25 protein-coding genes are annotated in these 26135 nt (G+C 75.2%); 14 read left to right on the top strand and 11 right to left on the bottom strand.

Features of this window, described 5'->3' with window-relative positions:
- Positions 1-206 precede the first annotated feature (206 nt).
- The 8 genes from O2W20_RS10860 (at position 207) to O2W20_RS10895 (ending at position 7336) form a co-directional block, all read left to right on the top strand.
- Positions 207-1181 (top strand): sensor histidine kinase, encoded by a 975-nt coding sequence (locus O2W20_RS10860; protein ID WP_269172611.1) that lies wholly within the window; start codon positions 207-209, stop codon positions 1179-1181.
- A gap of 4 nt (positions 1182-1185) precedes the next feature.
- Positions 1186-1692, top strand: a complete 507-nt coding sequence (locus O2W20_RS10865) for a DUF309 domain-containing protein (RefSeq protein WP_269172610.1) — start codon at positions 1186-1188, stop codon at positions 1690-1692.
- Positions 1692-2132, top strand: a complete 441-nt coding sequence (locus O2W20_RS10870) for an SRPBCC domain-containing protein (protein ID WP_269172609.1) — start codon at positions 1692-1694, stop codon at positions 2130-2132. The genes O2W20_RS10865 and O2W20_RS10870 overlap by 1 nt, the downstream gene beginning before the upstream one ends.
- 67 nt (positions 2133-2199) lie before the next feature.
- Positions 2200-3669, top strand: a complete 1470-nt coding sequence (locus O2W20_RS10875) for an NAD-dependent malic enzyme (RefSeq protein WP_269172608.1) — start codon at positions 2200-2202, stop codon at positions 3667-3669.
- 5 nt (positions 3670-3674) lie between these two features.
- Positions 3675-4826, top strand: coding sequence for a MalY/PatB family protein (locus O2W20_RS10880; RefSeq protein ID WP_269172607.1), 1152 nt, complete (start codon positions 3675-3677; stop codon positions 4824-4826).
- A gap of 78 nt (positions 4827-4904) precedes the next feature.
- Positions 4905-5774: an Fpg/Nei family DNA glycosylase gene (locus O2W20_RS10885; RefSeq protein WP_269172606.1), complete on the top strand. Its 870-nt coding sequence runs from the start codon at positions 4905-4907 to the stop codon at positions 5772-5774.
- Positions 5775-5825: 51 nt separating this feature from the next.
- Complete coding sequence (locus tag O2W20_RS10890) at positions 5826-6488, top strand: HAD family hydrolase (protein ID WP_269172605.1); 663 nt, start codon at positions 5826-5828, stop codon at positions 6486-6488.
- An 80-nt stretch (positions 6489-6568) separates the two neighbouring features.
- The gene (locus O2W20_RS10895) at positions 6569-7336 is read left to right on the top strand and encodes a hypothetical protein (protein ID WP_269172604.1); all 768 of its coding nucleotides are present in this window, start codon (positions 6569-6571) and stop codon (positions 7334-7336) included.
- Between the two features lie 33 nt (positions 7337-7369).
- Here the strand turns inward: O2W20_RS10895 and O2W20_RS10900 are convergent, their stop codons facing one another.
- The 5 genes from O2W20_RS10900 to O2W20_RS10920 all read right to left on the bottom strand — a co-directional run bounded on the left by O2W20_RS10900 (position 7370) and on the right by O2W20_RS10920 (position 14675).
- Positions 7370-8572, bottom strand: a complete 1203-nt coding sequence (locus O2W20_RS10900) for an MBL fold metallo-hydrolase (protein ID WP_269172603.1) — start codon at positions 8570-8572, stop codon at positions 7370-7372.
- Positions 8573-8716: 144 nt separating this feature from the next.
- Entirely contained in the window at positions 8717-11179 is a 2463-nt protein-coding gene (locus tag O2W20_RS10905) for an ABC transporter permease (RefSeq protein WP_269172602.1), read from the bottom strand.
- Between the two features lie 20 nt (positions 11180-11199).
- Positions 11200-11970: an ABC transporter ATP-binding protein gene (locus O2W20_RS10910; protein ID WP_269172601.1), complete on the bottom strand. Its 771-nt coding sequence runs from the start codon at positions 11968-11970 to the stop codon at positions 11200-11202.
- 279 nt (positions 11971-12249) lie between these two features.
- On the bottom strand, positions 12250-12963 hold the full coding sequence (locus tag O2W20_RS10915) for a response regulator (protein WP_269172600.1): 714 nt from the start codon (positions 12961-12963) through the stop codon (positions 12250-12252).
- Positions 12960-14675 carry a sensor histidine kinase gene (locus O2W20_RS10920; RefSeq protein WP_269172599.1) on the bottom strand — a complete coding sequence of 572 codons (1716 nt, stop codon included), beginning with the start codon at positions 14673-14675 and terminating at the stop codon, positions 12960-12962. Before O2W20_RS10920 ends, O2W20_RS10915 begins: the two co-directional genes overlap by 4 nt.
- Positions 14676-14886: 211 nt before the next feature.
- Between O2W20_RS10920 and O2W20_RS10925 the strand changes: the two genes are divergently transcribed.
- Positions 14887-16128, top strand: a complete 1242-nt coding sequence (locus O2W20_RS10925) for an MFS transporter (RefSeq protein ID WP_269172598.1) — start codon at positions 14887-14889, stop codon at positions 16126-16128.
- Positions 16129-16131: 3 nt separating this feature from the next.
- On the opposite strand, the gene O2W20_RS10930 is transcribed toward O2W20_RS10925, so the two are convergent.
- From O2W20_RS10930 to O2W20_RS10940, 3 genes are read right to left on the bottom strand one after another with little or no spacing between them, the layout of a single operon-like run.
- Entirely contained in the window at positions 16132-16587 is a 456-nt protein-coding gene (locus O2W20_RS10930) for a GyrI-like domain-containing protein (protein WP_269172597.1), read from the bottom strand.
- 33 nt (positions 16588-16620) lie between these two features.
- The gene (locus tag O2W20_RS10935) at positions 16621-17076 is read right to left on the bottom strand and encodes a universal stress protein (protein ID WP_269172596.1); all 456 of its coding nucleotides are present in this window, start codon (positions 17074-17076) and stop codon (positions 16621-16623) included.
- A 31-nt stretch (positions 17077-17107) separates the two neighbouring features.
- The gene (locus O2W20_RS10940; protein WP_269172595.1) at positions 17108-18457 is read right to left on the bottom strand and encodes a Rieske (2Fe-2S) protein; all 1350 of its coding nucleotides are present in this window, start codon (positions 18455-18457) and stop codon (positions 17108-17110) included.
- Between the two features lie 168 nt (positions 18458-18625).
- Between O2W20_RS10940 and O2W20_RS10945 the strand changes: the two genes are divergently transcribed.
- The gene (locus tag O2W20_RS10945) at positions 18626-19000 is read left to right on the top strand and encodes a DUF485 domain-containing protein (protein ID WP_269172594.1); all 375 of its coding nucleotides are present in this window, start codon (positions 18626-18628) and stop codon (positions 18998-19000) included.
- Positions 18993-20606: a solute symporter family protein gene (locus O2W20_RS10950; protein ID WP_269172593.1), complete on the top strand. Its 1614-nt coding sequence runs from the start codon at positions 18993-18995 to the stop codon at positions 20604-20606. Before O2W20_RS10945 ends, O2W20_RS10950 begins: the two co-directional genes overlap by 8 nt.
- 77 nt (positions 20607-20683) lie before the next feature.
- On the opposite strand, the gene O2W20_RS10955 is transcribed toward O2W20_RS10950, so the two are convergent.
- The 3 genes from O2W20_RS10955 to O2W20_RS10965 form a co-directional block, all read right to left on the bottom strand.
- Entirely contained in the window at positions 20684-21010 is a 327-nt protein-coding gene (locus O2W20_RS10955; protein ID WP_269172592.1) for a hypothetical protein, read from the bottom strand.
- 133 nt (positions 21011-21143) lie between these two features.
- A complete protein-coding gene (locus O2W20_RS10960) occupies positions 21144-22007 on the bottom strand; it encodes a manganese catalase family protein (protein WP_269172591.1) in 864 nt (287 codons plus the stop codon).
- A 137-nt stretch (positions 22008-22144) separates the two neighbouring features.
- A complete protein-coding gene (locus O2W20_RS10965; protein WP_269172590.1) occupies positions 22145-22858 on the bottom strand; it encodes a sensor histidine kinase in 714 nt (237 codons plus the stop codon).
- 106 nt (positions 22859-22964) lie between these two features.
- Between O2W20_RS10965 and O2W20_RS10970 the strand changes: the two genes are divergently transcribed.
- The 3 genes from O2W20_RS10970 (at position 22965) to O2W20_RS10980 (ending at position 26128) form a co-directional block, all read left to right on the top strand.
- The gene (locus O2W20_RS10970; protein ID WP_269172589.1) at positions 22965-23621 is read left to right on the top strand and encodes a response regulator; all 657 of its coding nucleotides are present in this window, start codon (positions 22965-22967) and stop codon (positions 23619-23621) included.
- Between the two features lie 108 nt (positions 23622-23729).
- Complete coding sequence (locus O2W20_RS10975; protein ID WP_269172588.1) at positions 23730-24836, top strand: hypothetical protein; 1107 nt, start codon at positions 23730-23732, stop codon at positions 24834-24836.
- Positions 24833-26128: a glutamate mutase L gene (locus O2W20_RS10980; RefSeq protein ID WP_269172587.1), complete on the top strand. Its 1296-nt coding sequence runs from the start codon at positions 24833-24835 to the stop codon at positions 26126-26128. Before O2W20_RS10975 ends, O2W20_RS10980 begins: the two co-directional genes overlap by 4 nt.
- The last annotated feature ends 7 nt before the right edge of the window (positions 26129-26135 follow it).

Raw genomic sequence — 26135 nt, forward strand, 5'->3', positions numbered from 1 at the left:
GGTCGGTGCGGGGGCGGCGTGCCGTGCGGCGGCCGTCCTCGCTGCCCATCTTCCACGGATGTGACCGCACGGCAACCCGCTTCTCCGGCCTCCTCGTCAGCTCCCGGCCGGCTGCACGCCTAGCTGGGTCGTGAGCGGGTAGGGACGCCGTGGACACGGCTGCCAGGACGGCGGCTCCGCGACGGGCAGGACGGGGATCAGCAGGCATGGACGGGGCAGCCGGGTCCGGCAGACACCGGGCGCTGATCGGCGACTCGGACGCCGAGTTGGTCGACGGCACCGTGACCTTCGTCTGCGCCGGGCTGGACGCCGGGGAACCGGTGGTGATCGCTTGCAGTGACCGGACCACCCAGCTCCTGCAGCACGCGCTCAGCGACCGGCCGCAGGTGACCTGGGTCCCGTGGTCCGACGTGTACGGGAACGGGCCGGCCGCGGCGATCACCGCCGTCCGCCGTCTCGGGGAGCGCCACCGGGTGGCCGCCAGTGCGGTGGTCCGCGTCGTCCTGGAACCCTTGCCCGGGTCCGACCACGACACCTGGCGAGAGTGGCAGCGGTACGACGCCGTCCTGGACCACCAGCTCGCGGACGCGCACCGCACCGGTGACGACCCGCTGATGGTCCTCTGCCTGTGCGACACCCGGCGGTTGCCGGAGCCCCTGGTCGACGCAGCCCGCGCCACCCACCCGGCGCTCCAGGTCGACGGGCAGGAGCAGGCGAACCCCGATCACGTCGACCCCGGGGAGTACCTGGCCTCGGTGCCCGTCCCGCCCGAGCCGCTGGAGGCGACCGAGCCGCTCGTGCACGCGGACTCGGTGCGCGACCTGCGCGGGCTGCGTCGTGACCTCGCCACCCGGGCTGCCGACGCCCGGTTGCCGACCGGTTCGGAGCCCGCGCTGGAGGACTTCCTCCTCGCCGTCGACGAGATGACCACGAACGCGCTGCGCCACGGCCGGCCGCCGGTCGACCTGCGGCTGTGGGCCGGCGACGACCGGCTGGTCTGCACGGTGACCGACCACGGCACCGGACTGCAGGACCCGTTCATCGGCTACGGCCCAGCCCACGGCGACGACCTCTCGCTGGGCGGCATGGGGCTGTGGCTGGCCCGCCAGCTGTGCGACCACGTCGACATCACCGAGGCCGGCGACGGCGTGCAGGTCCGGCTCACCACCGTCCTGCGCTGACGTGATGGGGGAGCCCCGTGACCGGGACGACGCCGGTCGGGCCCGCAACGCCCGACCGCGCGACGCGCTGGGCCGGCCGCTGCCGCACGGGTCACCGGGCGAGCCGCGGGCCCCGGAGGGGCTGGTCCGCACGCCCGGTCAGACGCTGGCGGAGGCGCAGCAGCTGCTCGACGCCGGCCGGCCCTTCCACGCCCACGAGGTTCTCGAGGACGCGTGGAAGACCGGCCCGGACGACGAGCGGGACCTGTGGCGCGGGCTCGCCCAGCTTGCCGTCGGCCTGACCCACGTGCTGCGCGGCAACCTGCCGGGTGCCGCGACCCTGCTGACCCGGGGCGCGCGGTCGCTGCACACCGCCGGGCCGGCCGCCGCCCGGCACGGCGTGGACACCGAGGGGCTGGTCGCGTGGGGGGACCGGCTGGGCGAGGTCGCCGCGGCCGGTGCGCCGCCGGACCCGGCGCCGCCGCGGCTGACCCTTCCGTCGATGGGTGACGAAGAGCACACTCGGTCCTGATGAGGAGCTACGAGGCGGCCACCCGGATCGACGCCGGAGCCGAGCAGGTGTGGGCGGTCCTGGTCGACGTCGGCGGCTGGCGTGACTGGAACTCCGGGATCGACCGGGTGGAGGGCGCCGTGCGGCTCGGTGCCCCGCTGCTGCTGGTCGCCACCGGCACCCGGCGCCGGCCGCTGCGGGTCGCGGTGACAGAGATCCGGCCGGCGGAGTCGATGCGCTGGCACAGCGGCCTGCCGCTGGGCCTGTTCGTCGCCGAGCGCACCTTCCGGCTCGACCCGCAGGGCGACGGCAGCACCGCGTTCACCGTGCGCGAGGAGTACCGCGGCCCGCTGGCGCCGCTGATGATCCGCACCGTCCCCGACCTCAACCCGGCGTTCCGCCAGTTCGCGGTGGGGCTCAAGGCCCGGGCCGAGCAACGGGCCGCCGAACTCCCGTCCTGAGTTCCGCATGGTGGGATAGATCACCCGGCAGGTGGAAAAACGGGGTTGGTGGTGCCACGATGGTCCAGTGACGTCCCTCACTCCTGACTCGGCTGCCGCACCCGTCGTCCACCGCGGGCCGGTGACGTCGGCGTCCTACTCGATCACCGTGCGGCTCACCGCCGACGGCGACCCGGCCAGCGTCGGCCGGATCGCCACCGCAGTGGGCAACGCCGGTGGCGCGGTCACCGCGATCGACGTCGTCGAGTCCCGCCCCGACGGCCTCACCGTCGACGTCACCTGCTCGGCTGCCGACGCCGAGCACTCCGAGGAGGTCGTCGCCGCCCTCGATGCGGTCGACCACGTGCACGTGCGCAAGGTCAGCGACCGCACGTTCCTGCTGCACCTGGGCGGCAAGCTGGAGGTCGCCTCCAAGGTGCCGCTCAAGACCCGCGACGACCTGTCGATGGCCTACACCCCCGGCGTCGCCCGGGTCTGCATGGCGCTGGCCGAGCACCCGGAGGACGTCCGCCGGCTCACCATCAAGGGCAACACGGTCGCGGTGGTCACCGACGGCTCGGCGGTGCTGGGGCTGGGCGACATCGGGCCGGGCGCGTCCATGCCCGTCATGGAGGGCAAGGCGGCGCTGTTCAAGCGGTTCGGCGACATCGACGCCTGGCCGATCGCGCTGGACACCCAGGACGTCGACGAGATCGTGCGCACCGTCGAGCTGATCGCCCCCGGGTTCGGCGGGATCAACCTGGAGGACATCTCCGCCCCGCGCTGCTTCGAGATCGAGGCCCGGCTGCGGGAGAAGCTGGACATCCCGGTCTTCCACGACGACCAGCACGGCACGGCGATCTGCGTGCTCGCCGCACTGCGCAACGCGCTGCGGGTGGTGGACAAGCAGCTCGAGGACGTCGCGGTCGTCGTCGCCGGCGGTGGGGCGGCCGGGACGGCGATCGTCACCCTGCTGCTCGAGGCCGGGGCCACGAACGTGCTGGTCTGGGACCGGGAGGGCATCCTCGCCCCTGACGACGAGCGGCTCTCCCCGGCCAAGCTGGACCTGGCCCGGCGCACCAACCCCGCCTGCCGGCGCGGTGAGCTGCCCGAGGCGCTCCAGGGCGCGGACGTGTTCATCGGGGTCAGCGCGGCCAACGTGATCCAGGCCGAGGTGCTCGCCGGGATGGCCGAGCGGGCGGTGGTCTTCCCGATGGCGAATCCCACGCCGGACGTCGACCCGGTGCGGGCGCGCCAGTACGCCACCGTCGTCGCCTCCGGCCGGTCGGACCTGCCGAACCAGATCAACAACGTGCTGGCGTTCCCCGGGGTCTTCCGCGGGTTGCTCGACGCCCGGGCCAAGGAGATCCGCCCGGGCATGCTGCTGGCCGCCGCCGACGCGCTGGCCGCGGTGGTGGGCGACGACCAGCTCAACGCCAACTACATCATCCCGAGCGTCTTCGACCCCGCCGTCGCCCAGGCGGTCGCGGCGGCGGTGGAGGAGTCCGCCCGCGCCGAGCCCGGGGCCACCGCCGACGTGCCCGGAGACGCAGACTGACTCGGGTGGGCACCTCCTTCGACGCACTGACCGAGGACGCGCTGCGGTCGGCCGGCAGCCTCAAGTGGACGCGGTACGGCGACGCACTGGGCGGATGGGTCGCCGAGATGGACTTCGGGACGGCGCCGGTGGTGACCCGCGCGCTGCACGACGCGGTCGACGCCGGGGCACTGGGCTACCTGCCCACCCCGATCGCCACTGCGATGGCGCAGGCGTGCGCCGGCTGGCAGCGCCGCCGGTACGGCTGGGAGCTGCCGGCCGAGTGGATCACCCCGCTGGCCGACGTCGTCGCCGGGCTGCAGGCCGCGATCGAGCACTTCACCCCGCCCGGTGCCCCGGTGGTGCTGCCCACCCCGGCGTACATGCCCTTCCTGAAGGTGCCGCGGCTGATGGGCCGCGAGCTCGTCGAGGTGCCGATGGTCGTCCACGACGGCCGGGTCACCCACGACCTGGCGGCGCTGGACCGGGCGCTGACCCCCGGTGCCCTGCTGGTGCACGTCAACCCGCACAACCCGGTGGGCCGGGTGTTCACCGCGGACGAGCAGCTCGCCCTGGCCGAGGTGGTGGACCGGAACGGCGCCCGGGTGTTCGCCGACGAGATCCACGCACCGCTGGTGTACCCGGGCGCGGTGCACCGGCCCTACGCCGCGCTGTCGGAGACCACGGCCCGGCACACGGTGACCGCGACGTCGGCGTCCAAGGCGTTCAACGTGCCCGGGCTCAAGGCCGCGCAGCTGCTGCTGTCCAACCCCGCCGACGCCGCGCACTGGGCCGAGGTCGGCGAGCTGGCCGGTCACGGCGCATCGACCCCCGGGGTGCTGGCCAGCACGGCGGCGTACGAGCAGGGGGAGGAGTGGCTGGACGACGTCCTGACCTACCTGGACGGCAACCGCCGGCTGCTGGCCGAGCTGCTCGCCGAACACCTGCCGCGCGTGCGGTACACCCCGCCGGAGGGCACCTACCTGGCCTGGCTGGACGGCCGGGAACTGGGCATCGAGGAGCCGCTGGGGGAGTTCTTCCTGCGCGAGGCCGGGGTGGCACTGGTCGACGGCCCGGAGTGCGGCGCCCCCGGGGCCGGGCACGTGCGGCTGAACCTGGCCACCCCCCGCCCGGTGCTCCGCACCGTCGTCGACCGCATGGCCGCCGCCCTCGGCTGACCACCAAAATGGCCATTTTGGTGGTCAGGGGGGTGACGGAGGACGACGGGGACGGCGTCCGGCGTGGATCATGGGCGGGTGCCCGAGTTGCCCGAGGTGGAGGCGCTGGCGGCGTTCCTGCGGGAGAACGCGGTCGGCCGGATCGTCACGCGCGTCGACCTGGCCGCGGTGCAGGCGATCAAGACCTTCGACCCGCCGCTGTCCTCGCTGGCCGGGCTGGAGCTCACCGGCGCCACCCGGCACGGCAAGTTCCTCGACCTGGACGTCTCCGGGCTGCACCTCGTCGTCCACCTGGCCCGGGCGGGCTGGCTGCACTGGCGGCAGAACCTGCCCACCCCGCCGCCCAAGCCGGGGAAGGGGCCGCTGGCGCTGCGGGTGCACCTGGAGCCGCGCGAGGGGGAGCTCCCCGAGGGCTTCGACCTGACCGAGCAGGGCACCCGCAAGGGACTGGCTGTCTACGTGGTCCGCTCGCCGGCCGAGGTGCCGGGCATCGCCCGGCTGGGCCCGGACGCACTGGAGCTGGACGCCGAGACGCTCGGGGCGCTGCTGGCCGGCCGGCGCACCCAGCTCAAGGGCACCCTCACCGACCAGACCGTGCTCTCCGGGATCGGGAACGCCTACTCCGACGAGATCCTGCACGCCGCCCGGCTCTCCCCTTTCAAGATGGCCGACAAGGTCACCGACGACGAGCTGCTCCGGTTGCACGCGGCGATGCGGGAGACGCTGACCGGGGCCCTGGACCGTCAGCTGGGGCAGCGGGCGGCGACGCTCAAGGGCGAGAAGCGGGCCGGCCTGCAGGTGCACGCCCGCACCGGGCTGCCCTGCCCGGTCTGCGGGGACACCGTGCGCGAGGTATCCTTCGCCGACACCTCGCTGCAGTACTGCGCGACCTGCCAGACCGGTGGCAAGCCGCTGGCCGACCGGCGGATGTCCAAGCTGCTCCGCTGACGTCCCGGTACCCGGGCTGCTGTGCCGAGCCGGCAGGGCCACGATGGGCGCATGGCCCTGGTGACCTTCGACCTGTTCAGCGCGTTGATCGACTCCCGGACGGGCGGGTCGGCGGTGTTCGACCGGCTGGCGACCGGCCACGGCTGGGACGTCGCCGGCAGCGACCTGTACGACGACTGGGACGCCCGCAACAAGGCCTCGCAGAAGGACGTCACCGACTGGGTGCCCTTCGCCGAGCACTGCCGGCGCGCCCTCGCCGACACCTACGCCGCCCGGGGCCTGGACGCCGACCCCACCGCAGACACCCTCGCGCTGCTGGCGTCGCTGCCGGACTGGCCGCTGTGGCCCGACGTCGGCCGGGCGCTGCCGCTGGTGGCCGAGCAGCACCAGGTCGGGGTGCTGTCCAACGTGGACGACGACCTGTTCGCCCGCACCCGCGCCGCCGACCTGGTGCACCCGGACGCCGTCCTCACCAGCGAGCGGCTGCGCGCCTACAAACCGCACCCGGAGATCTACCAGCGGGCGGCCGAGGCCGGGGCCGCGGTGCACGTCCCCGCATCCGCGCGGGACACCCGGGGGGCCCTGGAGGCCGGGCTCACCGTCGTCAGGGTGCGCCGGCCGGGGCACCGGGTCGACCCGGACGGGCCGCAGCCGCAGCACGAGGTCCCCGATCTCCTGGAGCTCCCCGGCGTGCTCGCCGCCCTGACCGGGTAGCCCGCAGCCGGACGCGGCCGATCCCGGTGGCTCGACGGACCGGGAGGAGCCGACGAGCAGGAGCGGACGAGGAGGAACCGATGAGGGACACCCCCCGCGTCGTCGCGGTGGTCGCTGCGGCGGTCGCCCAGATCGTCGGGAGCCCGCTGGGCTCCGCCATCGCCGGCCGCAGCGTCGGCGACGTCAGCGACGCCGACCGCTCGCTGGTCACCCCGGCCGGCTGGGCCTTCAGCATCTGGGGCCTGATCTTCGCCGGGTCGCTGGCCTGGGCGGTCTACCAGGCGCTGCCCGCCCAGCGCGAGCGCGAGGTGCACCGGCGCACCGGGTGGCCGCTGGCGATCACGTTCGCCGGGAACGCCGTCTGGGAGGTCGTCTTCCCACTGGGCGGGGCCTGGCAGTACGTCGCCACCCTGCTGATCTTCGGCATCACCGCGGCGGCCGCCGTGGCCTACGTCCGGCTGCAGACGGTGCCGGCCGACGGGCTGGCCCGGCTGCTGCCGCGGGCCACCGCCGGGCTGCTGCTGGGCTGGCTCACCGTGGCATCGGTGGCCGCCGTGGGCAGCGCCGGGGTGGCGCTCGGGCTGTCCCCGGACACCCTGGCGGCCCAGGCCTGGGCCGTCGCCGCGCTGGTCACGGTCGCCGGGATCGCCGCCGCGGTGCTCCTCGGCTCCCACGTCGCCGCCGGCCCGTTCGCGGCCGCGGTCATCTGGGGTCTGCTCGGCATCGCTGCCGCCGAGGGGTCGCAGCAGGTCGCCGTGGCCGCGATCAGCGCCGCCGCCGTCGTCCTGGTGGCGCTGGCCGGCCGGGCGCTGACCCGCACCGACCGCAGCGCCCTGCTGGTCGGCTGACCGCGCTGCCGCCCGCGCCGCGCGGCGCGGCCGTCAGCCCCGGCTGCCGGCCTGCCGGGAGCCCAGCCGCCGGACGCGGGCGGGGGTGGCCGCAGGCCGGCCCGGGGGGACGTCGTCGGCCGAGCCGACCGCCGTCCACCAGTCGCGCAGCGGGGGTGGCGCCAGCACGTCGACCCGCTCACCGGGCTGCGGGACGACGACCTGCACCCCGCGGGCCTCGGCGGCGGCGAGCATCCGCTGCACGGGCTCGGCCCAGCGGTGGAAGGCCAGGTTGAACGTCGCCCAGTGGATCGGCACGAGCACCCGGCCGCCCAGGTCGCCGTGCGCGCGCACGGCCTCCTCCGGGTCCATGTGGATGGCGTGCCAGGCGTCGTTGTAGGCGCCGATCGGCTGCAGCGTCAGGTCGAAGGGCCCCAGGCGCGCGCCGATCCCGGCGAAGGCCGGGGTGTAGCCGGTGTCGCCGCCGAAGAACACCCGGTGCCGGGGGCCGGCCACCACCCAGGACGACCAGAGCGTGGTGTCCCGGGCGAAGAACCGGCCGGAGAAGTGCCGGGCCTCGGTGCAGGTGAGGGTGAGCCCGGCGACGGTCGTGGCGCCGTCCCAGTCCAGCTCGACGATCCGGTCGTCCGGCACACCCCACCGGCGCAGGTGCGCCCCGATGCCGAGCGGGACGACGAACGGCGCCGACTGCTCGCGCACCAGGGCCCGCACGGTGGGCAGGTCGAGGTGGTCGTAGTGGTCGTGGCTGATCAGCACGGCGTCGACCGGCGGCAGGCTCTCGACCGGTGCCGGGGGCTCGTGCAGCCGGGTGGGGCCGAGCAGCGGGGAGGGGGACACCCGCGCGCCCCACACCGGGTCGACCAGCACCCGCCGGCCGTCGATCTCGAGCAGTGCGCTCGAGTGCCCGAACCAGGTGACCGCCAGCTCGGCGGCCTGCTCGGGCACCTCCGGGACGGTCAGCGGGATCGGCCCGCCGGGCAGCCCCTTGTGCCGGTCCTCGTGCCACTGGCGGAGCAGGCCGTCCCGGGCGTTGGCCGGGGGGAGCGCCGGGGTCGGCAGGTTGTTGTGGAACTTGCCCTCGGCGAACTGGGACGAGCCGGTGACGATCGGGCGGAGCCGGCGCTGGCTGGCGCCGAGGGCGACGGGCAGGCCCCAGGCGGCGCGGGCGACCCAGCTCGCGCCGCCCAGCAGGGCGGTGGCAGCGGTGGCGGTGGCGACACGACGGAGGAACGGCACGTCCCCAGCATCCCCGACGCAGCTGGGCGTTGCCCAGGAAGTGATGGGGAAGACGCTTGTGCTCTGCTCACCGGGGGTGAGCAGAGCACAAGCGTCCGGAGGACTCCCCGCCCCCGGGTCACGGGTGCGGTGCGGAGGCCCTCGTCAGCCGGCGATCGCCGCCACCGGCGGGGTCTTCGCGGCCCGCCGGGCCGGCAGCACCGAGGCCAGCAGCCCGGCCACCGTGGCGACCAGCACGATCGCGCCGATCTGCAGCCACGGGATGCTGATCACCACCTCGCCGATCTCGCCGAGCGCCGAGGCCGCTCCTACCAGGCCGTAGGCGCCGCCGACCAGCACCCCGAGCACCGCAGCGACCCCGGCGACGAGCACCGCCTCCCAGGCCAGCAGCGCGCGCAGCTGGCGCCGGGTCAGCCCCAGTGCCCGCAGCAGGCCGCTCTCCTGGCGCCGCTCGACCACCGACAGGGCCAGGGTGTTGCCGACCCCGATCAGGGCGATGAGCACGGCCACCCCGAGCAGACCGGTGACCACCAGCAGCAGGACGTCGACCACCTCGTCGATCGCGGCCCGCTCGCTGGCCAGCCCGGTGACGAACGCGGTGGGCAGCGCCGTGCCGGCCAGGTCGGTGACCTCGTCGATCACCGCCGTCTGGTCGACCCCGTCGGCCATCCGCAGCCACATGGTATCCACGGCTGCCTCGGGCACCAGCGCCTGCAGGTCGGTGCTGGCCAGCAGCGTCCGGTCGGTCTCGCCGGCCACCACGGTCAGCGTGCGCGAGCGGTCACCAGCGGTCAGCGTCAGCGAGTCGCCGGGCTGCGCGTCCCAGGACTCGGCCTCCCAGTTGGCGAGCACGACCTGGCCGAGCTCGGGCAGCGTGACGTCGCTCGTCGAGCGCAGCACCGGGAGCGCCGAGGCCGCGTCGACGCCGCTGACCCAGCTCTCCGTGCCGTCCGGCCCGGTGACCGTCGCGGCGGTGAGCCCGCTGGCTTCCACCACGCCCTCCACCGACTCCAGCTGGCCCTGCAACGTGGCCGGGATGGGCTCGTCGAAGCTCTGGACGATCACGTCGGTCGGGTAGTTGGCCGCCAGTCCCGCCTGGGCGGTGGCCCGGGTGGAGCTGGCCCCGACGACCATCGCCGTGGTCAGCGTGACGCCGATCAGCAGCGCGGTGGCGGTGGCCGCCGTCCGGCGGGGGTTGCGGGTCGCGTTGCCGCTGGCCAGGCGCGCCGGGAGCCCGCCGAACCGGCCGAGCAGCCGGCCAGCCGCCGCGACGACCGGCGGAACCGCCCGCTGGGCGAGCAGCAGGAGCCCCAGCGAGCTGAGCACCCCGCCGCCCAGCGAGATCAGGATGTCCGCGCTCACCACGCCCAGGCTCATCAGCGCCACGCCGGAGACGGTGAGCAGCAGGCCGGTGACCAGGCGGGCGACGCCGCTGCGGGAACGCAGCGGGGCCGGGTCCGTCGGGCGCAGCGCGGCCAGCGGGGCGACCCGGGTGGCGGCGCGGGCCGGGGAGAGCGCGGCGATCAGCGTGGTGATCGTGCCGACGACGATGCCGACGCCGATGGCGTACGGCGGCACCGCCACCCCGGACAGCGGGATGGGGGAGTCGATGCGGGACACCAGGGCCGAGACGCCGGCGGCCAGCCCGATCCCGGCGAGCACGCCGATCACGGAGGCGACCAGCCCGGTGAGCACGGCCTCGCCGAGCACGCTGCGGCGGATCTGCCGGGAGGTCGCGCCGATGCAGCGCAGCAGGGCCAGGTCGCGGGTCCGCTGTGCCAGCAGCACGGCGAAGGTGTTGGCGATGACCAGCCCGGCGACGAGCACCGCGATGGTGGCGAACACGAGCAGGGAGGTGGTGAGCCAGTCGGCGTCACCGGTGAGCATCGCGACGGACTCCTCGGCCTGCTCGGTGCCGGTGCGCACGGTGACGTCCTCGCCGGACAGCGTGGCGCGCACCTCCTCGGCCAGGAGGCCGGGGTCGGTGCGGGTCGGCCCGGCGATGCGCAGCTCGGTCGGCTCCGTCGCCCCCCAGGCCTGGGCCTGGTCGGCGGTGACGTAGGCCTTGCCGAAGATCCCGGCGGTGGGGTCGCCGCCCAGGTCGACCACGCCGGTCACGGTCGCGTCGACGGTGGTGGCGGTCCCCTCGTCGTCGTGGACGGTGACCGGCAGGACGTCGCCGACGGTGGCGCCGACGCGTTCGCTGACCGCGACCTCGCCCGGGCGGACCGGGAGCGAGCCGTCGGCCAGCTGCTGCCAGCGCAGCCCCGGGTCGCCGGCCACCGACTCGACCAGCAGGTACTGGGCGCCGGTGCGGCCGGGGGCCACGGCCTGCACGGAGGTCTGCCAGGTCGGGTCGACGGCCCGCACGGCGGTCAGCGCGGCGAGGGTGTCGACGTGCTCGGCCAGCCCGGTGCCGCTGTCGGAGGTGACCACCACGTCGGCGTCGACGTACTGGGCGCCGGCCGCCTCCAGGACGGTGGCCTTCGTGGTCTCGTTGAGCACCAGGGTGGCGACCACGAAGCCCACGGCGATGACGATCGCCAGGGTCGAGGCGACCAGCCGGCCGGCGTGTGCCCGGATGCTCGCTCGCGTTACTCGGGACATGGCACCTGCGCGCATGACGGTCAGCCCCCGAGCCCGCGGAGCGCGTTGATGATCGAGTCGGTGGTCGGCTGGTGGACCTCGCCGGCCAGCCGGCCGTCGGCCAGCAGCACGACCCGGTCGGCGTAGGCGGCGGCCACCGGGTCGTGGGTGACCATGACCACGGTCTGGCCGGTCTCCCGCACGCTGGAGCGCAGCAGGTCCAGCACCTCGGCACCGGCGTGGCTGTCCAGGTTGCCGGTCGGCTCGTCGGCGAAGACGACGTCGGGGCGGGGGAGCAGCGCCCGGGCCACGGCGACGCGCTGCTGCTGGCCGCCGGAGAGCTCGTGCGGGCGGTGCTGGAGCCGGTCGCGCAGGCCGAGCCGGCTGATGACGGAGTCCATCCACGCCCGGTCCGGGCGCTGCCCGGCCAGCTGCATCGGCAGCAGGATGTTGTCCTGGGCGTTGAGCACCGGCAGCAGGTTGAACGACTGGAAGACGAAGCCGATCCGCTCGCGGCGCAGCGTGGTGAGCTGGTCGTCGCGCAGGCTGGTCAGCTCGGTGTCGCCGAGCCAGACCTTGCCGCTGGTCGCAGCGTCCAGGCCGGCCAGGCAGTGCATCAGCGTCGACTTGCCCGAGCCCGAGGGGCCCATGATCGCGGTGAACGCGCCCCGGTCGAACGCGACGTCGACGCCGGCCAGTGCGTGCACCGCGGTCTCACCCGAGCCGTAGGTCTTGCGCAGGTCGGTGGCGTGGACGGCGGCGGACTGCGTGGCCGCAGGCTCACCCGGGACGGTCATGACGGGGACGGACACTTCGGCCTCCAGAGACGTGGTCTTCGACTGAGATCACGTTCTCGCCCGGAGGCCTCCGCCCGCGTCGCCGCAGGGGCTGGTCTCCACGGAGGCTGTGGTGCACCTGTGGGCTGACCCAGGTCATCCCCCAGGTGCATGCCCCCGCCCCTGGTCGGCGCCCGAGTGCTGTCTCGTCGACGCCTGGCCGGGCCGGCAGACGTCGGCAACTCCGCACTCGGCGGACCGGCCCCCTCCAGGGGTCCGCCGCGAGCCTGCGAGTGGTGGGGAGGAGGGGGTCCTTCAGCAGGCGGAGGCGTCGCGGAGGAGGTCGGCGGGGGCGACCAGGCCGGTGCGGTAGGCCAGGACGACGGCCTGCACCCGGTCCCGGGAGCCCGTCTTGAACAGCACCCGGCCGACGTGGGTCTTCACCGTCGCCTCGCTGACGAACAGCTGCGCGGCGATCTCGGTGTTGGACGCGCCGTAGGCCATCAGCACCAGCACCTCCCGCTCCCGAGGGGTGAGCTCGGCCAGCGCGCTGGGGTCGACCTGGCCGGTCCCGCCCCCGTTGCCGGCCCCGCGCAGGATCGGCGCGACGTGCTGCAGCAGCCGGCGGGTGGAGCTGGCCGCGATCACCGAGTCGCCAGCGTGCACGGTGCGCACCGCGGCCAGCATCTCCTCCGGCGGGGCGTCCTTGAGCAGGAAGCCGCTGGCCCCGGCGCCGATCGCCGCGACCACGTACTCGTCGAGGTCGAAGGTGGTGAGCACGACGACCCGGGGCGGCTCGGGGAGCGCCGTCACCAGCTCGGTCGCGGCGATGCCGTCGGTGCCGGGCATCCGGACGTCCATCAGCACGACGTCGGCCGGCGTCCGGCGCAGCAGCTCGACCGCCGCGGCGCCGTCCCCGGCCTCCCCGACCACGGTGAGGTCGGGCTGGGAGTCGATCACCATCCGGAACCCAGCCCGGACCAGCTGCTGGTCATCGACGAGGACGACGCGGATCTGGCTGCTGTTCATCGTGGTGGACCGTAGGGCAGGGACGCGTGCACGCCGAACCCGCCGCCGGTCCGCGGCCCGGCGGTAAGCCGTCCGCCGTGCAGCGCCGCCCGTTCGCGCATGCCCAGCAGGCCCTGTCCCTGGCCGTCGGACTCCACGATCGCGGCCGATGCGCCCCGGCCGTCGTCCAGCACGGCCAGCTCCAGCGCATCGGGCCGCCAGTGCAGCCGCACCCACGCCCGGCCGGCCGGGCCGGCGTGCTTGAGCACGTTGGTCAGCGACTCCTGCACGATCCGGTAGGCGGCCAGCTGCGCGCCGGCCGGCAACGGGCGCGGGTCGCCCTCGACGATCAGGTCGACGGCCAGGCCGCTGGCCCGGACGTCGGCCACGAGCTGGTCGATCGCGGCGACGTCGGGCTGCGGGGCGTACTCCTCCCCGTCGCCCTCGCGCAGCACCCCGAGCAGCTTGCGCATGTCGGTCAGCGCCTGCCGGCCGGTGGCCGAGATCGCGTCGAGGGCGCCGGTCGCGGCCGCCGGGTCGGTCTGCCCGGCGTACCGGCCGCCGTCGGCCTGGGCGATGACGACCGACAGCGAGTGGGCGACGACGTCGTGCATCTCCCGGGCGATCCGGGCCCGTTCGGTGGACGCCGCCAGCCGCATCTCCTGCTCCCGTTCCAGCTCCAGCAGTCGGGCGCGCTCCTCCAGGCCCGCGACCTGCTGCAGCCGGGCCCGGCGCAGGTCGCCCAGCGCCCAGCACGCCACCACCAGCACGCCGATGATGCCGGCGGCGAAGACGAAGCCGAACCAGGTGCCCCCGCCGAAGTAGACGGCCGAGGCGAGCACGGCGCCGACCAGCCCGGTGGCCAGCCCGGCCCGGCTGGCCCAGCGGGGGGCGTAGGCGGCCAGCGCGTAGACCATCACCGGGGCGGCGATGTTCGCGGGCAGGAAGTACTCCGGCACGAGCACCAGCTCGAGCAGGCTGGCGACGACGACGACTGCGGCGGCACGGACCGGGCGGCGGCGTCGCCAGGCCAGGGGGACCAGCAGCACCAGCGACAGCAGGAAGGCGGCGGCGGTGGACCCTGAGTACGTGCTGTCCGTGGACAGGGTGCCCAGGACGAGCACCGCGACCCCGGCGAGGACGGCGTCGACGCCGAACGGGTGCTGCCGCAGCCACGTGGCCGCGCGCTCCAGCAGCGGCTGGTCCGCAGCGGCGGGGACCTGGGCCGGCTCCGCGTCCAGGGCGCGGGTGCGGCGCAACGACCCCAGCGCCCAGGCCGCGACGACCAGCACCCCGAGCACGGCCGTCGTGGTGGCGACGACGTTGGGGGACGAACCCGCGAGGAACGTGGCGGCGGCGAGCACGGCGCCGAGCAGCCCGATGACCAGTCCGGCCCGGCCTGCCCAGCGGGGACCGTAGGCCCTCAGCGCGTAGACCGTCATCGGGACGGCGACGTCGGCGAGCAGCAGCTCACCGGGCAGCAGGAGCAGTTGGAGCAGGCAGACCAGCGCCACCACGGCAGCGGCGGTGACCGGGCGGCGGCGGCGCCAGGCCAGCGGCGCGCACAGCGCCAGACCCAGCAGGCCGGTCGCCGCCGGGCTCGATCCGCCGAACCCGGAGAGCCCGGGCACCGGGACCGTGACCAGCGCGACCAGGCAGGCGAGGAGGACGTCCGCGTCGAAGGGGTGGCGCCTGGCCCACGCGGCCACCCGTTCGAGCAGCGGCTGGTCCATGCTGCCGACCCTAGGCAGCGCGGCACTGTCCGTCGTCGTCCCGCGGGGTGAACCGCGTGTCCGCCCCCGGGATGAGCCGCCGTCCGGACCGAGTGCGCAGTTGCGGTCGCCGACACGGGTGGACACGCCGGGCTCGCCGACCGCAACTGCGCAGTCGACCTCGCCTCGGGTCGGTGCTCGGGTGTCGGACGGCACTGGAAGGGTGCCGGTCGTGTCCTCGTCCCTCGGTCCGGCGTTCTGGCGGCTCTGGTCGTCCAGCGCGGCCTCCAACCTCGCCGACGGGGTGAACCGCGTCGCGTTGCCGTTGCTGGCCGCCACCCTGACCCGCGACCCGGTCGCGGTCGCCGGTCTGACGGCGCTGGCCTTCCTGCCCTGGCTGCTGTTCGCGCTGCCGGCCGGCGCGTTCGTCGACCGGACCGACCGCAAGCGCGCGATGGCCGTCGCCAACGTCGTCCGGGCCGTCGCCCTGACCGCGCTGGCCGCCACCGTGCTCACCGGGACGGTGTCGCTCGTCGTCCTCTACGCCGTGGCCTTCGCGGTGGGGGTCGCCGAGACCGTGTACGACAGCGCGGCCCGGGCGATGCTGCCGCAGGTGGTCCGCCGCGACCAGCTGGACCGCGGCAACGGGCTGCTCACCACCGCCGAGGAGGCCAGCCAGGGCTTCATCGGCGCGCCACTGGGCTCGGTGCTCTTCGTCCTCGCCGCCGCCGCGCCGCTGCTCACGACCGCCGGCGGGTTCCTGCTCGCCGCCGTCCTGGTGGTCGGCATCGCCGGCAGCCACCGGCCGGCCCGCGCGGCGGGCCCGCGCACGACCATCCGCCGGGACGTCGCCGAGGGCGTGGGCTGGTTGTGGCGGCACCGCTTCCTCCGCGGCCTCACGCTGGTCTCGGCCAGCACGGCCCTCACCTCGGCGATGACCACCGGCGTCTTCGTGCTCTACGCCCTGGACACGCTGGAGATCGGCGAGGCCGGGTTCGGCCTGCTGCTGACCGCCTCCGCGGCGGGCGCGGTGGTCGGCGGGCTGACCGCCGCGCCACTGGCCCGCCGGATCGGTCGCACCGCGACGCTGGTCGCCGGGTGCGTGCTGGCGGCGCTCACCCTGGGGGGCATGGCCTTCACCGAGAACGGTGTCGTGGCCGGGGTGCTGTTCGCGGCCGGGACGGCGGGCGTGCTGTTCTGGAACGTGCTCACCATGTCGCTGCGGCAGGCGCTCATCCCGGAGGCGCTGTTCGGCCGGGTGCAGGGCGGCTACCGGACGCTGGTCTGGGGCGGCATCCCGCTGGGTGCCCTGGCCGGTGGGCTGCTGGCCGACGCCACCAGCGTGCCCACCGTCTTCGCCGTGTCCGGCGCCGTCCAACTGGTGCTCGCCGGGGCGCTGTGGTGGCTGCTCGCCGCCCATCGGGAGCTGGTGGCGAACGCCTTCGCCGCGGACGAGGAGCCGGCGCCGGCCTGAGCGTCAGACCGGGCCCGGGACGTCGACGTGCAGGACGTGCGGGCCGCCGCCGTCGGCGTCGTACCCGGTGTCCAGCTTGAGGTCGCCGGAGGGCAGGCCCTGGTCGGCGCACCAGTCGTGCAGCCGGCCGAAGCCCTCCGCGACCTGGACCAGCGGCCCGTCGTGGACCACCCGGGCCCAGCGGCCCGCGGGCAGGACCACGGCGCGCATCCCGGCCGGCACCGCCGTGTCCGCGCCGGTGAGCACCCCGACCGTCTCCCGGTAGCGACCGCCCCCGAGGTGCTCGCTGGCCTCCACGTACCCCGTCGCCGCGGGGTCCGGCAGCTCGGTGGCCCGGCTCAGCAGCGCCTTCCAGGCCATCGGGACCCGGTGTCGCAGCTCATCGAACGGGGCCTCCAGCTGCACCCCGACCACGCGGAGCTCGGGCAGGTCGGTCAGCTCCGCAGAGATCGTCGTCACGCCGGCGAACCGTAGCGGCTCAGCGGACGACGGTCACGGGACGACGGTCACCGGCCAACGGCCGACCCGCACCAGCCGGACCGCCACCGACCCGATCACCCGGTGGCCCGCCTGCTCGGACGCCCCCACCAGCACCGCGTCGGCCGGCAGCTCGTCGGCGATCCGGGAGAGCTCGGTCACCGGGTCGCCGTGCGCGGTGCGCAGCTCCACCTCGATGCCCAGCTGCTCGGCCGCCGGCTGCAGCTCACGGCGCAGCTCCTCGCCCACCTGCGCGGCGGCGTCCCGGGCGATCGCCCGGGCCTCGGGCACCCAGCCGGCCATCGACGGCGGCGGCTCCTCGACGAAGACCGCGACCAGCCGGGAGCACTGGCGGCGGGCCAGCCCTGCGGCGTAGGCCGCGGCGCGCAGGGACGTCGGGGAGCCGTCCACCCCGACGAGGATCACCCGAGAGCCGTCGGTGCCCCGCTCGAACTGCCCCGCTGCGCCCATCGCCCCATCCTGCGCGACCGGCGCGCGGAGGTCAGGCGGAGGCGCGGCGCTGCAGCAGGTCGGCCTGGTCGGCGGCGGAGCAGTCGGCGGTGAAGTCGGCCAGCACCCGGCGGAGCGCCACCCCCAGGAGGTCGGCCCGCACGTGCAGCTCGTCCCGGGGCAGCAGCGGCAGCCCGGTGCTGCCCACACGGGCCAGCAGCACCAGGTCCTCGTCGAGCACCGCGGCTGCGGCCGCCTGGGCCTCGGCGAGGGCCGCGGCGAAGGCGTCGGGGGACGCCGTGCCGCGGGTCTGCTGCACGAGCACGCAGGTGTGCACCCGGGTCGAGTCGGCGTCCTCGGGCTGCAGCAGCCGGACGACCGTGGTGAGCCGCCCCGTCCGCAGGTCCTCCTCCCGCCGCACCAGCTGGAACGGGGCCCGGTGGACGGCGATCACCCGCCGACGGCCGGAACGTTCCTCCTGCACGCCGGAGAAGCCGCCACGCTCGTACGTCAGCACCGGGACGGCCGGCTCCGACACCTCCGACGCCGGGCGCACCGGGCGACGGGACGTGTCGAGGAAGGCGTCGGCGAGCGCACCGGCCGATGCGGGGCTGCGCACCGGGGCCAGCCAGCCGGACGCCACCTGCGGGTCGGCGGTCTCCGGGACGGCGAGCAGCTGGTCGCGCGGCTCGGCCGGGGCGATCCAGACGACGCCGAGGCGCTCGACGACGGCCCACGCGGGGGGATCGGCGTCCAGTGCGCCACCGGCCCGGCGGTGCACCGTCCACGTGCGGCCGAGCAGCCGGGTCTGCAGGTAGCCGCCCTCGCGGAGCTCGGTGGCCAGGGCGACCGGGTGCCAGGCGTGCTCGAGCGCGGGGTGCAGGTTGTCCAGGACCGGTCCGTCCGGCGGTGGCAGGTCGGGCACCGGCTCCGGCGAGGGCGGCGCCCCGGTCGTCCGCGGTGGCCGTGCCATCGGCGTGGGGTCGGGGGCCAGCCACACCCAGCCGTCCCGTTCCTCGACCGCCCAGGGGGCGGAGAGGTCGGCCCGCGGCGGTGGGGTGCCCACCGGCCCCAGCGACGGGATCTCCACGCAGCGGCCCTCCGCGTTGAACTGCCAGCCGTGGTAGCTGCACCGCACCCGCCCGTCGACGACGGTGGCGGTGGTCAGCGGCACCAGCCGGTGCGGGCAGCGCGCCGACAGCGCGGTCACCTCGGCCCCGGGCCGGGTGCGGAGGACGACGTAGGCCTGCCCGCCCGCGCCCACCTGGAGCGGCGTCGTCCCCACCTCGCTGGAGCGGGCGACGGGGAACCAGCCGGTGGCGGCCGTCGCCCGCCCACCGGGCCAGGGCGAACCGGTCCGGGAGTCCGGGGTCCTGGAGTTCGTGGTCCTGGAGGAGGCCATGCACCCATGGCACCAGCCGGCCGTTTCCCCGGCGTTGCCCCTGCGTGGACTTCAGGCGTCCGCCGAGACCGTTTCGATAACTATCGGGACACCCTGGCTCCCATTGTGAGCGCCCACACCCTAGGGTGACCGCGATCACCCGACAGGCAACACACAGTGAGGTGCCATGTGACGCCACCGAACGAACGCAAGCTGCTGACCCCGGAGGAGTACCGCCTGGCGCAGAACTCCCCGGAGTTCACCGAGCTGCGTCGCCGGTTCCGCAGCTTCGCCGTCCCGATGACGGTCGCCTTCCTGGTCTGGTACGCGCTGTTCGTCCTGCTCTCCACGTACGCCGGTGACTTCATGTCCACGGAGGTGTTCGGCAACGTCAACCTCGGGATCCTGCTCGGTCTGGGGCAGTTCGTGAGCACGTTCCTGATCACCCAGCTCTACGTGCGGCACGCGAGCAAGAACACCGACCCCATCTCCGACGAGATGCGCACCCGCCTCGAGGCCCACGAGTTCGCCGCCCCCCGGAACGAGGAGACCCCCCGTGGCTGACGTGTTCGCCGCCGAGAGCGCGACCATCGGCGAGCCGGTGATCAACATCTCGATCTTCGGCGCCTTCGTGGTGGTGACGCTGATCATCACCTTCCGGGCCAGCCGGAACAACAAGAGCGCAGCCGACTACTACGCCGCCGGGCGCAACATCACCGGCACCCAGAACGGCCTGGCCATCGCCGGTGACTACCTGTCGGCGGCCTCGTTCCTGGGCATCGCCGGGGCGATCGCCATCTACGGCTACGACGGCTTCCTGTACTCGATCGGCTTCCTCGTCGCCTGGCTGGTGGCGCTGCTGCTGGTCGCGGAGCTGATGCGCAACACGGCCCGGTTCACCATGGCCGACGTGCTGGCCTTCCGGATGCGGCAGGGGCCGGTGCGCACCGCCGCGGCCATCTCCACGCTGTTCGTCTCGCTCTTCTACCTGCTCGCCCAGATGGCCGGGGCCGGCGGTCTGGTCGCCCTGCTGCTGGGCGTCAGCGGCGCCGCGGCCGAGGCGATCGTCGTGGTCGTCGTCGGTGCGCTGATGATCTTCTACGTGCTGGTCGGCGGCATGCGCGGCACCACCTACGTGCAGATGATCAAGGCGACGCTGCTCATCGCCGGCGCCCTGGTCATGACGATCTGGGTGCTCGCCGAGTACGGCTTCAACCTGTCCTCGCTGCTCGGCGGCGCGGTCGCGTCGGAGGGCCAGCAGGTCCTGGAGCCCGGCGCCCAGTACGGGGTCTCGAACGCCACCCGGCTGGACTTCATCAGCCTCGCGCTGGCCCTGGTGCTCGGCACCGCCGGCCTGCCGCACGTGCTGATGCGCTTCTACACCGTGCCGACCGCCAAGGACGCGCGGAAGTCCGTCGTCTGGGCCATCTGGCTGATCGGCGGCTTCTACCTGTTCAGCCTGGTCATCGGCTACGGCGCCGGTGCCCTGGTGGGCTCCGAGACGATCCTCGCCGCACCCGGCGGGGTCAACGCGGCGGCTCCGCTGCTGGCGTTCGAACTCGGTGGCACGGTGCTGCTGGGCATCATCGCCGGCGTCGCCTTCGCCACGATCCTCGCGGTCGTCGCCGGCCTGACGATCACCGCGTCGGCGTCCTTCGCCCACGACGTCTACGCCTCGGTGCTCAAGAAGGGCGACGTCGACCCGAACGCGGAGGTCCGGGTCGCCCGGATCACCGCCGTCGTCATCGGTGCGGTCTCCATCGGCCTGGGCATCCTGGCGCTGCAGGCCGGGATCAACATCGCCTTCCTGGTGGCCCTGGCCTTCGCGGTGGCGGCCTCGGCCAACCTGCCGACGATCCTCTACACGCTCTTCTGGAAGAACTTCACCACCCAGGGCGCGCTGTGGTCGATCTACGGCGGGCTGATCGTCTGCATCGGCCTGATCATCTTCTCGCCGGTCGTGTCGGGGTCGGAGACGGCGATGTTCTCCAACTTCGACATCGCGTGGTTCCCGCTGCGGAACCCGGGCCTGGTCTCCATCCCGCTGTCGTTCTTCCTCGGCTGGCTGGGCACGAAGGTCTCCAAGGAGAAGCCGGACGTCGACAAGTACGCCGAGCTCGAGGTCCGGTCGCTCACCGGCATCGGCGCCGAGAAGGCCGTTGCTCACTGAGGGCCTGAGCTGAGCAGGTCCGCAAGGCGCGAGGCGCGTCCCCGGTGGGGGCGCGCCTCGCGTCGTCCCCGGGTGCCTCAGGCGGCGGCCGGGGCGGTGGCCGGCTCCTCCCGCGCTGCGGCGGGCAGGGCAGCGGGCTCCGGCAGGACGGCGTCGACGGCGACCGTCGCGGCGCTGACCGCACCGGCGGCGGAACGGCGCCGGCGGACGACGGAGCGGCTGACCAGCCCGGCCAGCACCACGAGACCGGCGAGCACGTGCTGCCCGGGGGCGGTGAGGGCGACGGCGATCGCCGCGGCGTAGACCACCGACAGCAGCACCGTGGCGACGGGGAGCCGGCCGGGCAGGTGCAGGACCGGCAGGTGGGGGAGAGCGAGGTGGGGGGTGGGGACGGGCAGGTGCACGACGTACCTCCAGCGAGTGCTCGGGCGCCCGCCGGGCCGGCGTCCCGGGTCCGCGGGGGAGCGGAGCCGGGGCGCCGGCACGGCGACGGCGCAGCGGGCGTGCCCCCTGTGGCAGATCACAGGAGGCGACGCGTCACTTGAGGGCGTCCTTGGCCTTCTGGAGAATGCCCTGCATCGGCACCGGCGGGGTGCCGTAGAGGCGCGGGTCGCCCGGGGGCAGGATCGGGGCGTCGGCGTTCGCCGCGATCGGCCGGGCGGTCAGCTGGTTGTCGGTGCCGTCCAGCGCCGGCCCGTTGGCCCAGCGGCCGTTGGCGGCGTCGGGGCCGTCGGAGGCGTCGAGGAACGCGTAGGCGAACTCCGGCGGCTCCTCGTCCAGCGGGAAGGCCGCCGGCACCGGGATGTTGTCCAGCCCGTCCGCCTTGAGCTCCTCGGCCGCGGCCAGCCACTGCATCTGGTGGTAGTGGTCCCGCGCGATGAGGAAGCGGAGGGTGTCCTTGACGCCCTTGTCGTCGGTCATGTTGTAGAGCCGGCTCACCTGCAGCCGGCCCATCATCTCGGCGGTGGCGTTGTAGTGGAAGTCGGCCATCAGGTTGCCGCTGGCGGTCACGTACCCGCCGCTCCACGGGAGGCCCATGCTGTCGCGGTAGTAGGCACCGCCGCCGTTGACGATGGCGTGCTGCGGGTTGGACTGGCCGTAGGCGGCAGCGCTCTCCTTCGAGTGGTCGGCCGAGTCGGGCTTGAGCGGCTGGTGGTCCAGCAGCCGGTCGATCAGCGTCACCAGGATCTCGACGTGCGCCAGCTCCTCGGTGCCGATGGCCAGCAGCATGTCCTTGTACTTGCCGGGCAGGCGGCAGTTCCAGCCCTGCAGCAGGTACTGGGTGGCGACGGTCATCTCGCCCCACTGGCCACCGAGCACCTCCTGGAGCCGGCGGGCGTAGTTCGCGTCGGGGCCGTCGGGCTTGGCCTCGTACTGCAGGGCGTGGGTGTGCGTGAACACGGGCGTTCTCCCTCTGCGTCGGTCGCTGTCGCCGCCCTCGCGGTGACAACAGACAGATGCCCCCTCCCGGTGTCACCCCCGTGCCGTCCGCTGGCCCGCAGGGGCCGACCTGTCGGCACCCCCGCCGGAGGGGTCCTTCATCGGTCCGGCAGGCGCACCACCAGGGTGAACGCGCCGTCGGCACCGCGGGACCACGCGAGCCGCCCGCCGAGCTCCCGGGTCTGCCGCTGCACCGACCACAGGCCCAGGCCGCTGAGGTCGACAGGCGGGGTCGTCCGGTTCAGGTGCCCCAGCACCTGGTCGGCCGGCACGCCCTGCTGGGTCACGGCGAGGTCCACCCACCCGTCCCGCTGGTCGACCCGCAGGCGGACGGGCTGGCCGCGGCCGTGCCGGTGGGCGTTCTCCAGCAGGTTGGTCAGGATCCGCTGGACCCGGGCGTCGGCCACGGTGACCTCGGCGGCGTCCGCGTCCAGCTCCACGTCCAGCTGGTGGTCGGGCAGCCCCGAGGCGCCCACCGAGGCGCGCACCACGTCGACCAGCTGCCGGACCCCGCGCCGTTCGGGCGCGCCGCCGGTGGCGTTCGCCGTGCGGAGCATGGAGGAGAGGTGCTGCGCCTGGCTGCGGGCCAGGTCGAGCAGCTCCGGCCGGCGTTCGTCGTCCTCCAGCCGTTCCAGCGCCGCCTCCAGGGCGGCCAGCGGGCTGCGCATGTCGTGGCACAGCGCCCGCACCAGCGCGTCCCCGGTGCTCACCGGCTCAGCGGCCGGGTGGGGCAGGTGGCTGCGCACCACGCGCAGCAGATCGGTGAACAGTCCGGGCAGCGTCGCAGGGTGTGTGTCGGCAGCGAGGGTCACGGGCACCTCCGGGAGAGCGGTCGGTCAGCCACGCCGGGCGCAGCCGATCTGTGGGAGTGACGTGGAGGGACTGGACGTCGGTGCCGCTGCTGAGCACCGTCCCCCCGTGGACGTGGTGGTGGTCGACGACCACCCGTTGTTCAGCCGAGGCCTGGAACTGCTGCTGCCGCCGGAGAGCGGAGGCCGGGTGCGGGTCGTGGGGACGACGGACGACGCCTCGGCCGGCGCGGCGCTGGTGCTCCGGCACAACGCCGACGTGGCCGTCGTGGACCTGCACATGCCGCCCCCCGGGGGCACCCGGGCGATCGCGGCGATCCGCCGGGCGCGGCCGATGACCCGGATCGTGGCGCTCTCCGGGCTGGCCGAGGCCGATGCGGCCCTGGAGGCGCTGCGGGCCGGGGCCAGTGGGTTCCTGCCGAAGACCGCCAGCCCCGAGGCGCTGGTCCGTCCACTGCTCGCCGTCCTCGACGGCTGGTCGGTGATCCCCGAGTCGCTCCTGCGTCAGCTGCTGGACGACGCCGCGCCCACCGCGGACCAGGGCATCGCCGCCCAGCTGACCGCCGACGACCGCCGGCTCTGGCGGCTGGTGGCCGCGGGCACCAGCACCGTCGACATCGCCACGACGCTGCACGTCTCCGAGCGCACCGTGAAGCGGCTGGTGGCCAACCTGCTGCGCCAGCTGCGGGTCTCCACCCGGGTGGAGGCGGCCGCCCTCGCCGGTCGGGTCGGACTCGACTCGACCGGGACGGGGCCGGTGCGCTGAGCGCCGGGGCGGGGCGGGCATCTCGCCCCGCCTACCCGATCGAGCGCCGGACACCCGCGGACCCTGCAGTTCCGGTTTGCCGCGGCGGGTCGTGGCTAGGGTCCGCCCATGCCTGCACGGATCGTCCTGCTCGGGGCCACCGGTCACACCGGTGGCCGTACGGCGGCCGCCCTGGCCGCCCGGGGCGCGCGGCCGGTGCTCGCCGGGCGTGACCCGGCCCGGCTCGCCGCCCTCGCCGACCGGCTCGGCGGCGTGGCCGGTCCGCTGGAGACCGCAGCCGCCGACGTCACCGACCCGGGGTCGGTGCGCGCACTGCTGGGTGCCGGGGACGTGCTGGTCACGACGGTCGGGCCGTTCCAGCGGCTGGGGGAGGCCGCCGTCGCCGCGGCCACCGACGCCGGGGCGGTCTACCTGGACTCGACCGGTGAACCGCCCTTCCTGCGCCGGGTGTTCGAGGAGTTCGGCCTGCGGGCGCAGGCCTCGGGTGCGGTGCTGCTGACCGCCTTCGGCCACGACTACGTGCCCGGGGTGCTGGCCGGCGCGCTGGCCCTGGCCGAGGCCGGCGACCGGGCGCACCGGCTGGACGTGGGCTACGGCCTGGACGGCGGCGGGGGACAGGGCTTCTCCCGGGGCACGCTGGTCTCGCTGATCGGGGTGCTGCTGGAGCCGGGGCACGCCTGGCGCGACGGCCGGCTGGTCGAGGAGCCGGCCGGGGTGCGGGACTGGCGGTTCGACGTGGCCGGCCGCACCCGCCGGGGGCTGTCGGTGGGCGGCTCGGAGCACCTGACGCTGCCCGGCCTGTCGCCGTCCCTGCGCGAGATCGGTGTGTACCTGGCCTGGTTCGGGTCGGCGACGCCGGTCGCCCACCGGCTCGCGCCGCTGGCCCCGTGGCTGGGCCGGGTGCCGGGCGCCACGGCCCGGGCGGAACAGCTCGCCGACCTGGTCGGGCGCCGGTTCGCCGACGCGCCGACGACCGAGGGGGAGGCCCGCAGCCACGTCGTCGCCGAGGTGCGCGACCGGTCCGGCGAGCGCATCGCCCGGGTACGGCTCCGTGGCGGCGACCCCTACGAGATGACGGCGGAGCTGCTGGCCTGGGGCGCGGTCCGGGCCGCGGACGGCGGGGTCCAGGGCGCCGGCGCCCTCGGCCCGGTGCAGGCCTTCGGGCTCGACGAGCTCACCGCCGGGGCGGCGACCGCCGGGCTGCGGCCGGCGTGACCCTGCTCGCCTGCGTCGACATCGGCTCCACCTGGACCAAGGCGGCGCTGGTCGAGGAGGCCACCGGGCGGCTGGTCGAGACGCGCCAGGCGCCGACCACCCCGGAAGACGTGGTGGCCGGCGTCCTGGCCGCGACGGAGGGGTGGGATGCGGCGGTGCGCGCCTGCTCCAGCGCCGGCGGGGGACTGCGGCTGGCGGTCGTCGGCTACGAGGAGCTGATCAGCGCGGAGGCCGGGCACCGGGCCGCCCTCTCCGCCGGGGCCCGCGTGGTGCACGTGGCCGCGGGCCGGCTGGACGCCGCGGCGCTCGGGCAGCTGGCGGCCGCCGCTCCGGACGTCGTCCTGCTGGTCGGCGGCACGGACGGCGGCGACGCCACCGTGCTGCGGCACAACGCCGCCACCCTCGCGGCCCCGCTGCAGGGTCCCGGCGCGAGCCCGCGAGGGCTGGGGGGCAGTGGGGTCCTTCCGTGGTCCGTCCCGGTCGTGGTGGCCGGGAACGTCGCGGTCCGGGCGGAGGTCTGCGCCGTCCTGGCGGCAGCCGGGACCCCGGTCACCCCGGCCGACAACGTGCTCCCCGACATCGGGCGGCTGGCCCCGGAGTCGGCCCGCGCGGCGATCCGCGACGTCTTCCTGACCCACGTGATCGGCGGGGCCCGGCTGTCGGCGGACCCGCGGCTGCGCCGGTGGGTGCGGGCGGTCACGCCGGACGCGGTGCTCGACGGCGTGGCGGTGCTGGCCGAGCTGCGGGCCGGCGCCGAGGCCCCGGGTGTGCTGGTGCTCGACGTCGGCGGGGCGACGACCGACGTGTACTGCGTGCCGGCCGCCGACGCCGAGCAGGCATCGCTGCACCGGGCGGCGGTCGGGGTGCCGGCCCGGCGGCGCACCGTGGAGGGCGATCTCGGCGTGCACGCCAGCGCCGACGCACTGCGGCAGGCGGCCGGGGACGAGAGGCTGCCCGTGCCCGGGGACGACCCGCTGGCCCTCGGCGAGGCCGCGGCGGTGGTGGCCCTGCGCCGGCACCTGCGGGCGGAGGCGGCCTACGGCCCCGGCGGCGCGAGTGCGCGCGGGGTGGGGCTGGTGGTGCTCTCCGGCGGGGTCTTCCGGCACGCGCCGCCGGCGGCGACCGCCGCGGTGGTGCAGCGGGTGGCGGCCGACCGCGGCGGGGCCGGAGGGGTGCTGGCCGGCGCGCGGGTGGTCGTGGACGGGCGGTACGTGCTGGCCGCGGCCGGACTGCTCGCCGGGGACGCTCCAGCGGCGGCGTCCGGGCTGCTCAACGGGCTGCTCGCCGGTTGAGCCGGGG

This window comes from Modestobacter sp. VKM Ac-2982, from assembly GCF_026967935.1.
GTDB lineage: Bacteria > Actinomycetota > Actinomycetes > Mycobacteriales > Geodermatophilaceae > Modestobacter.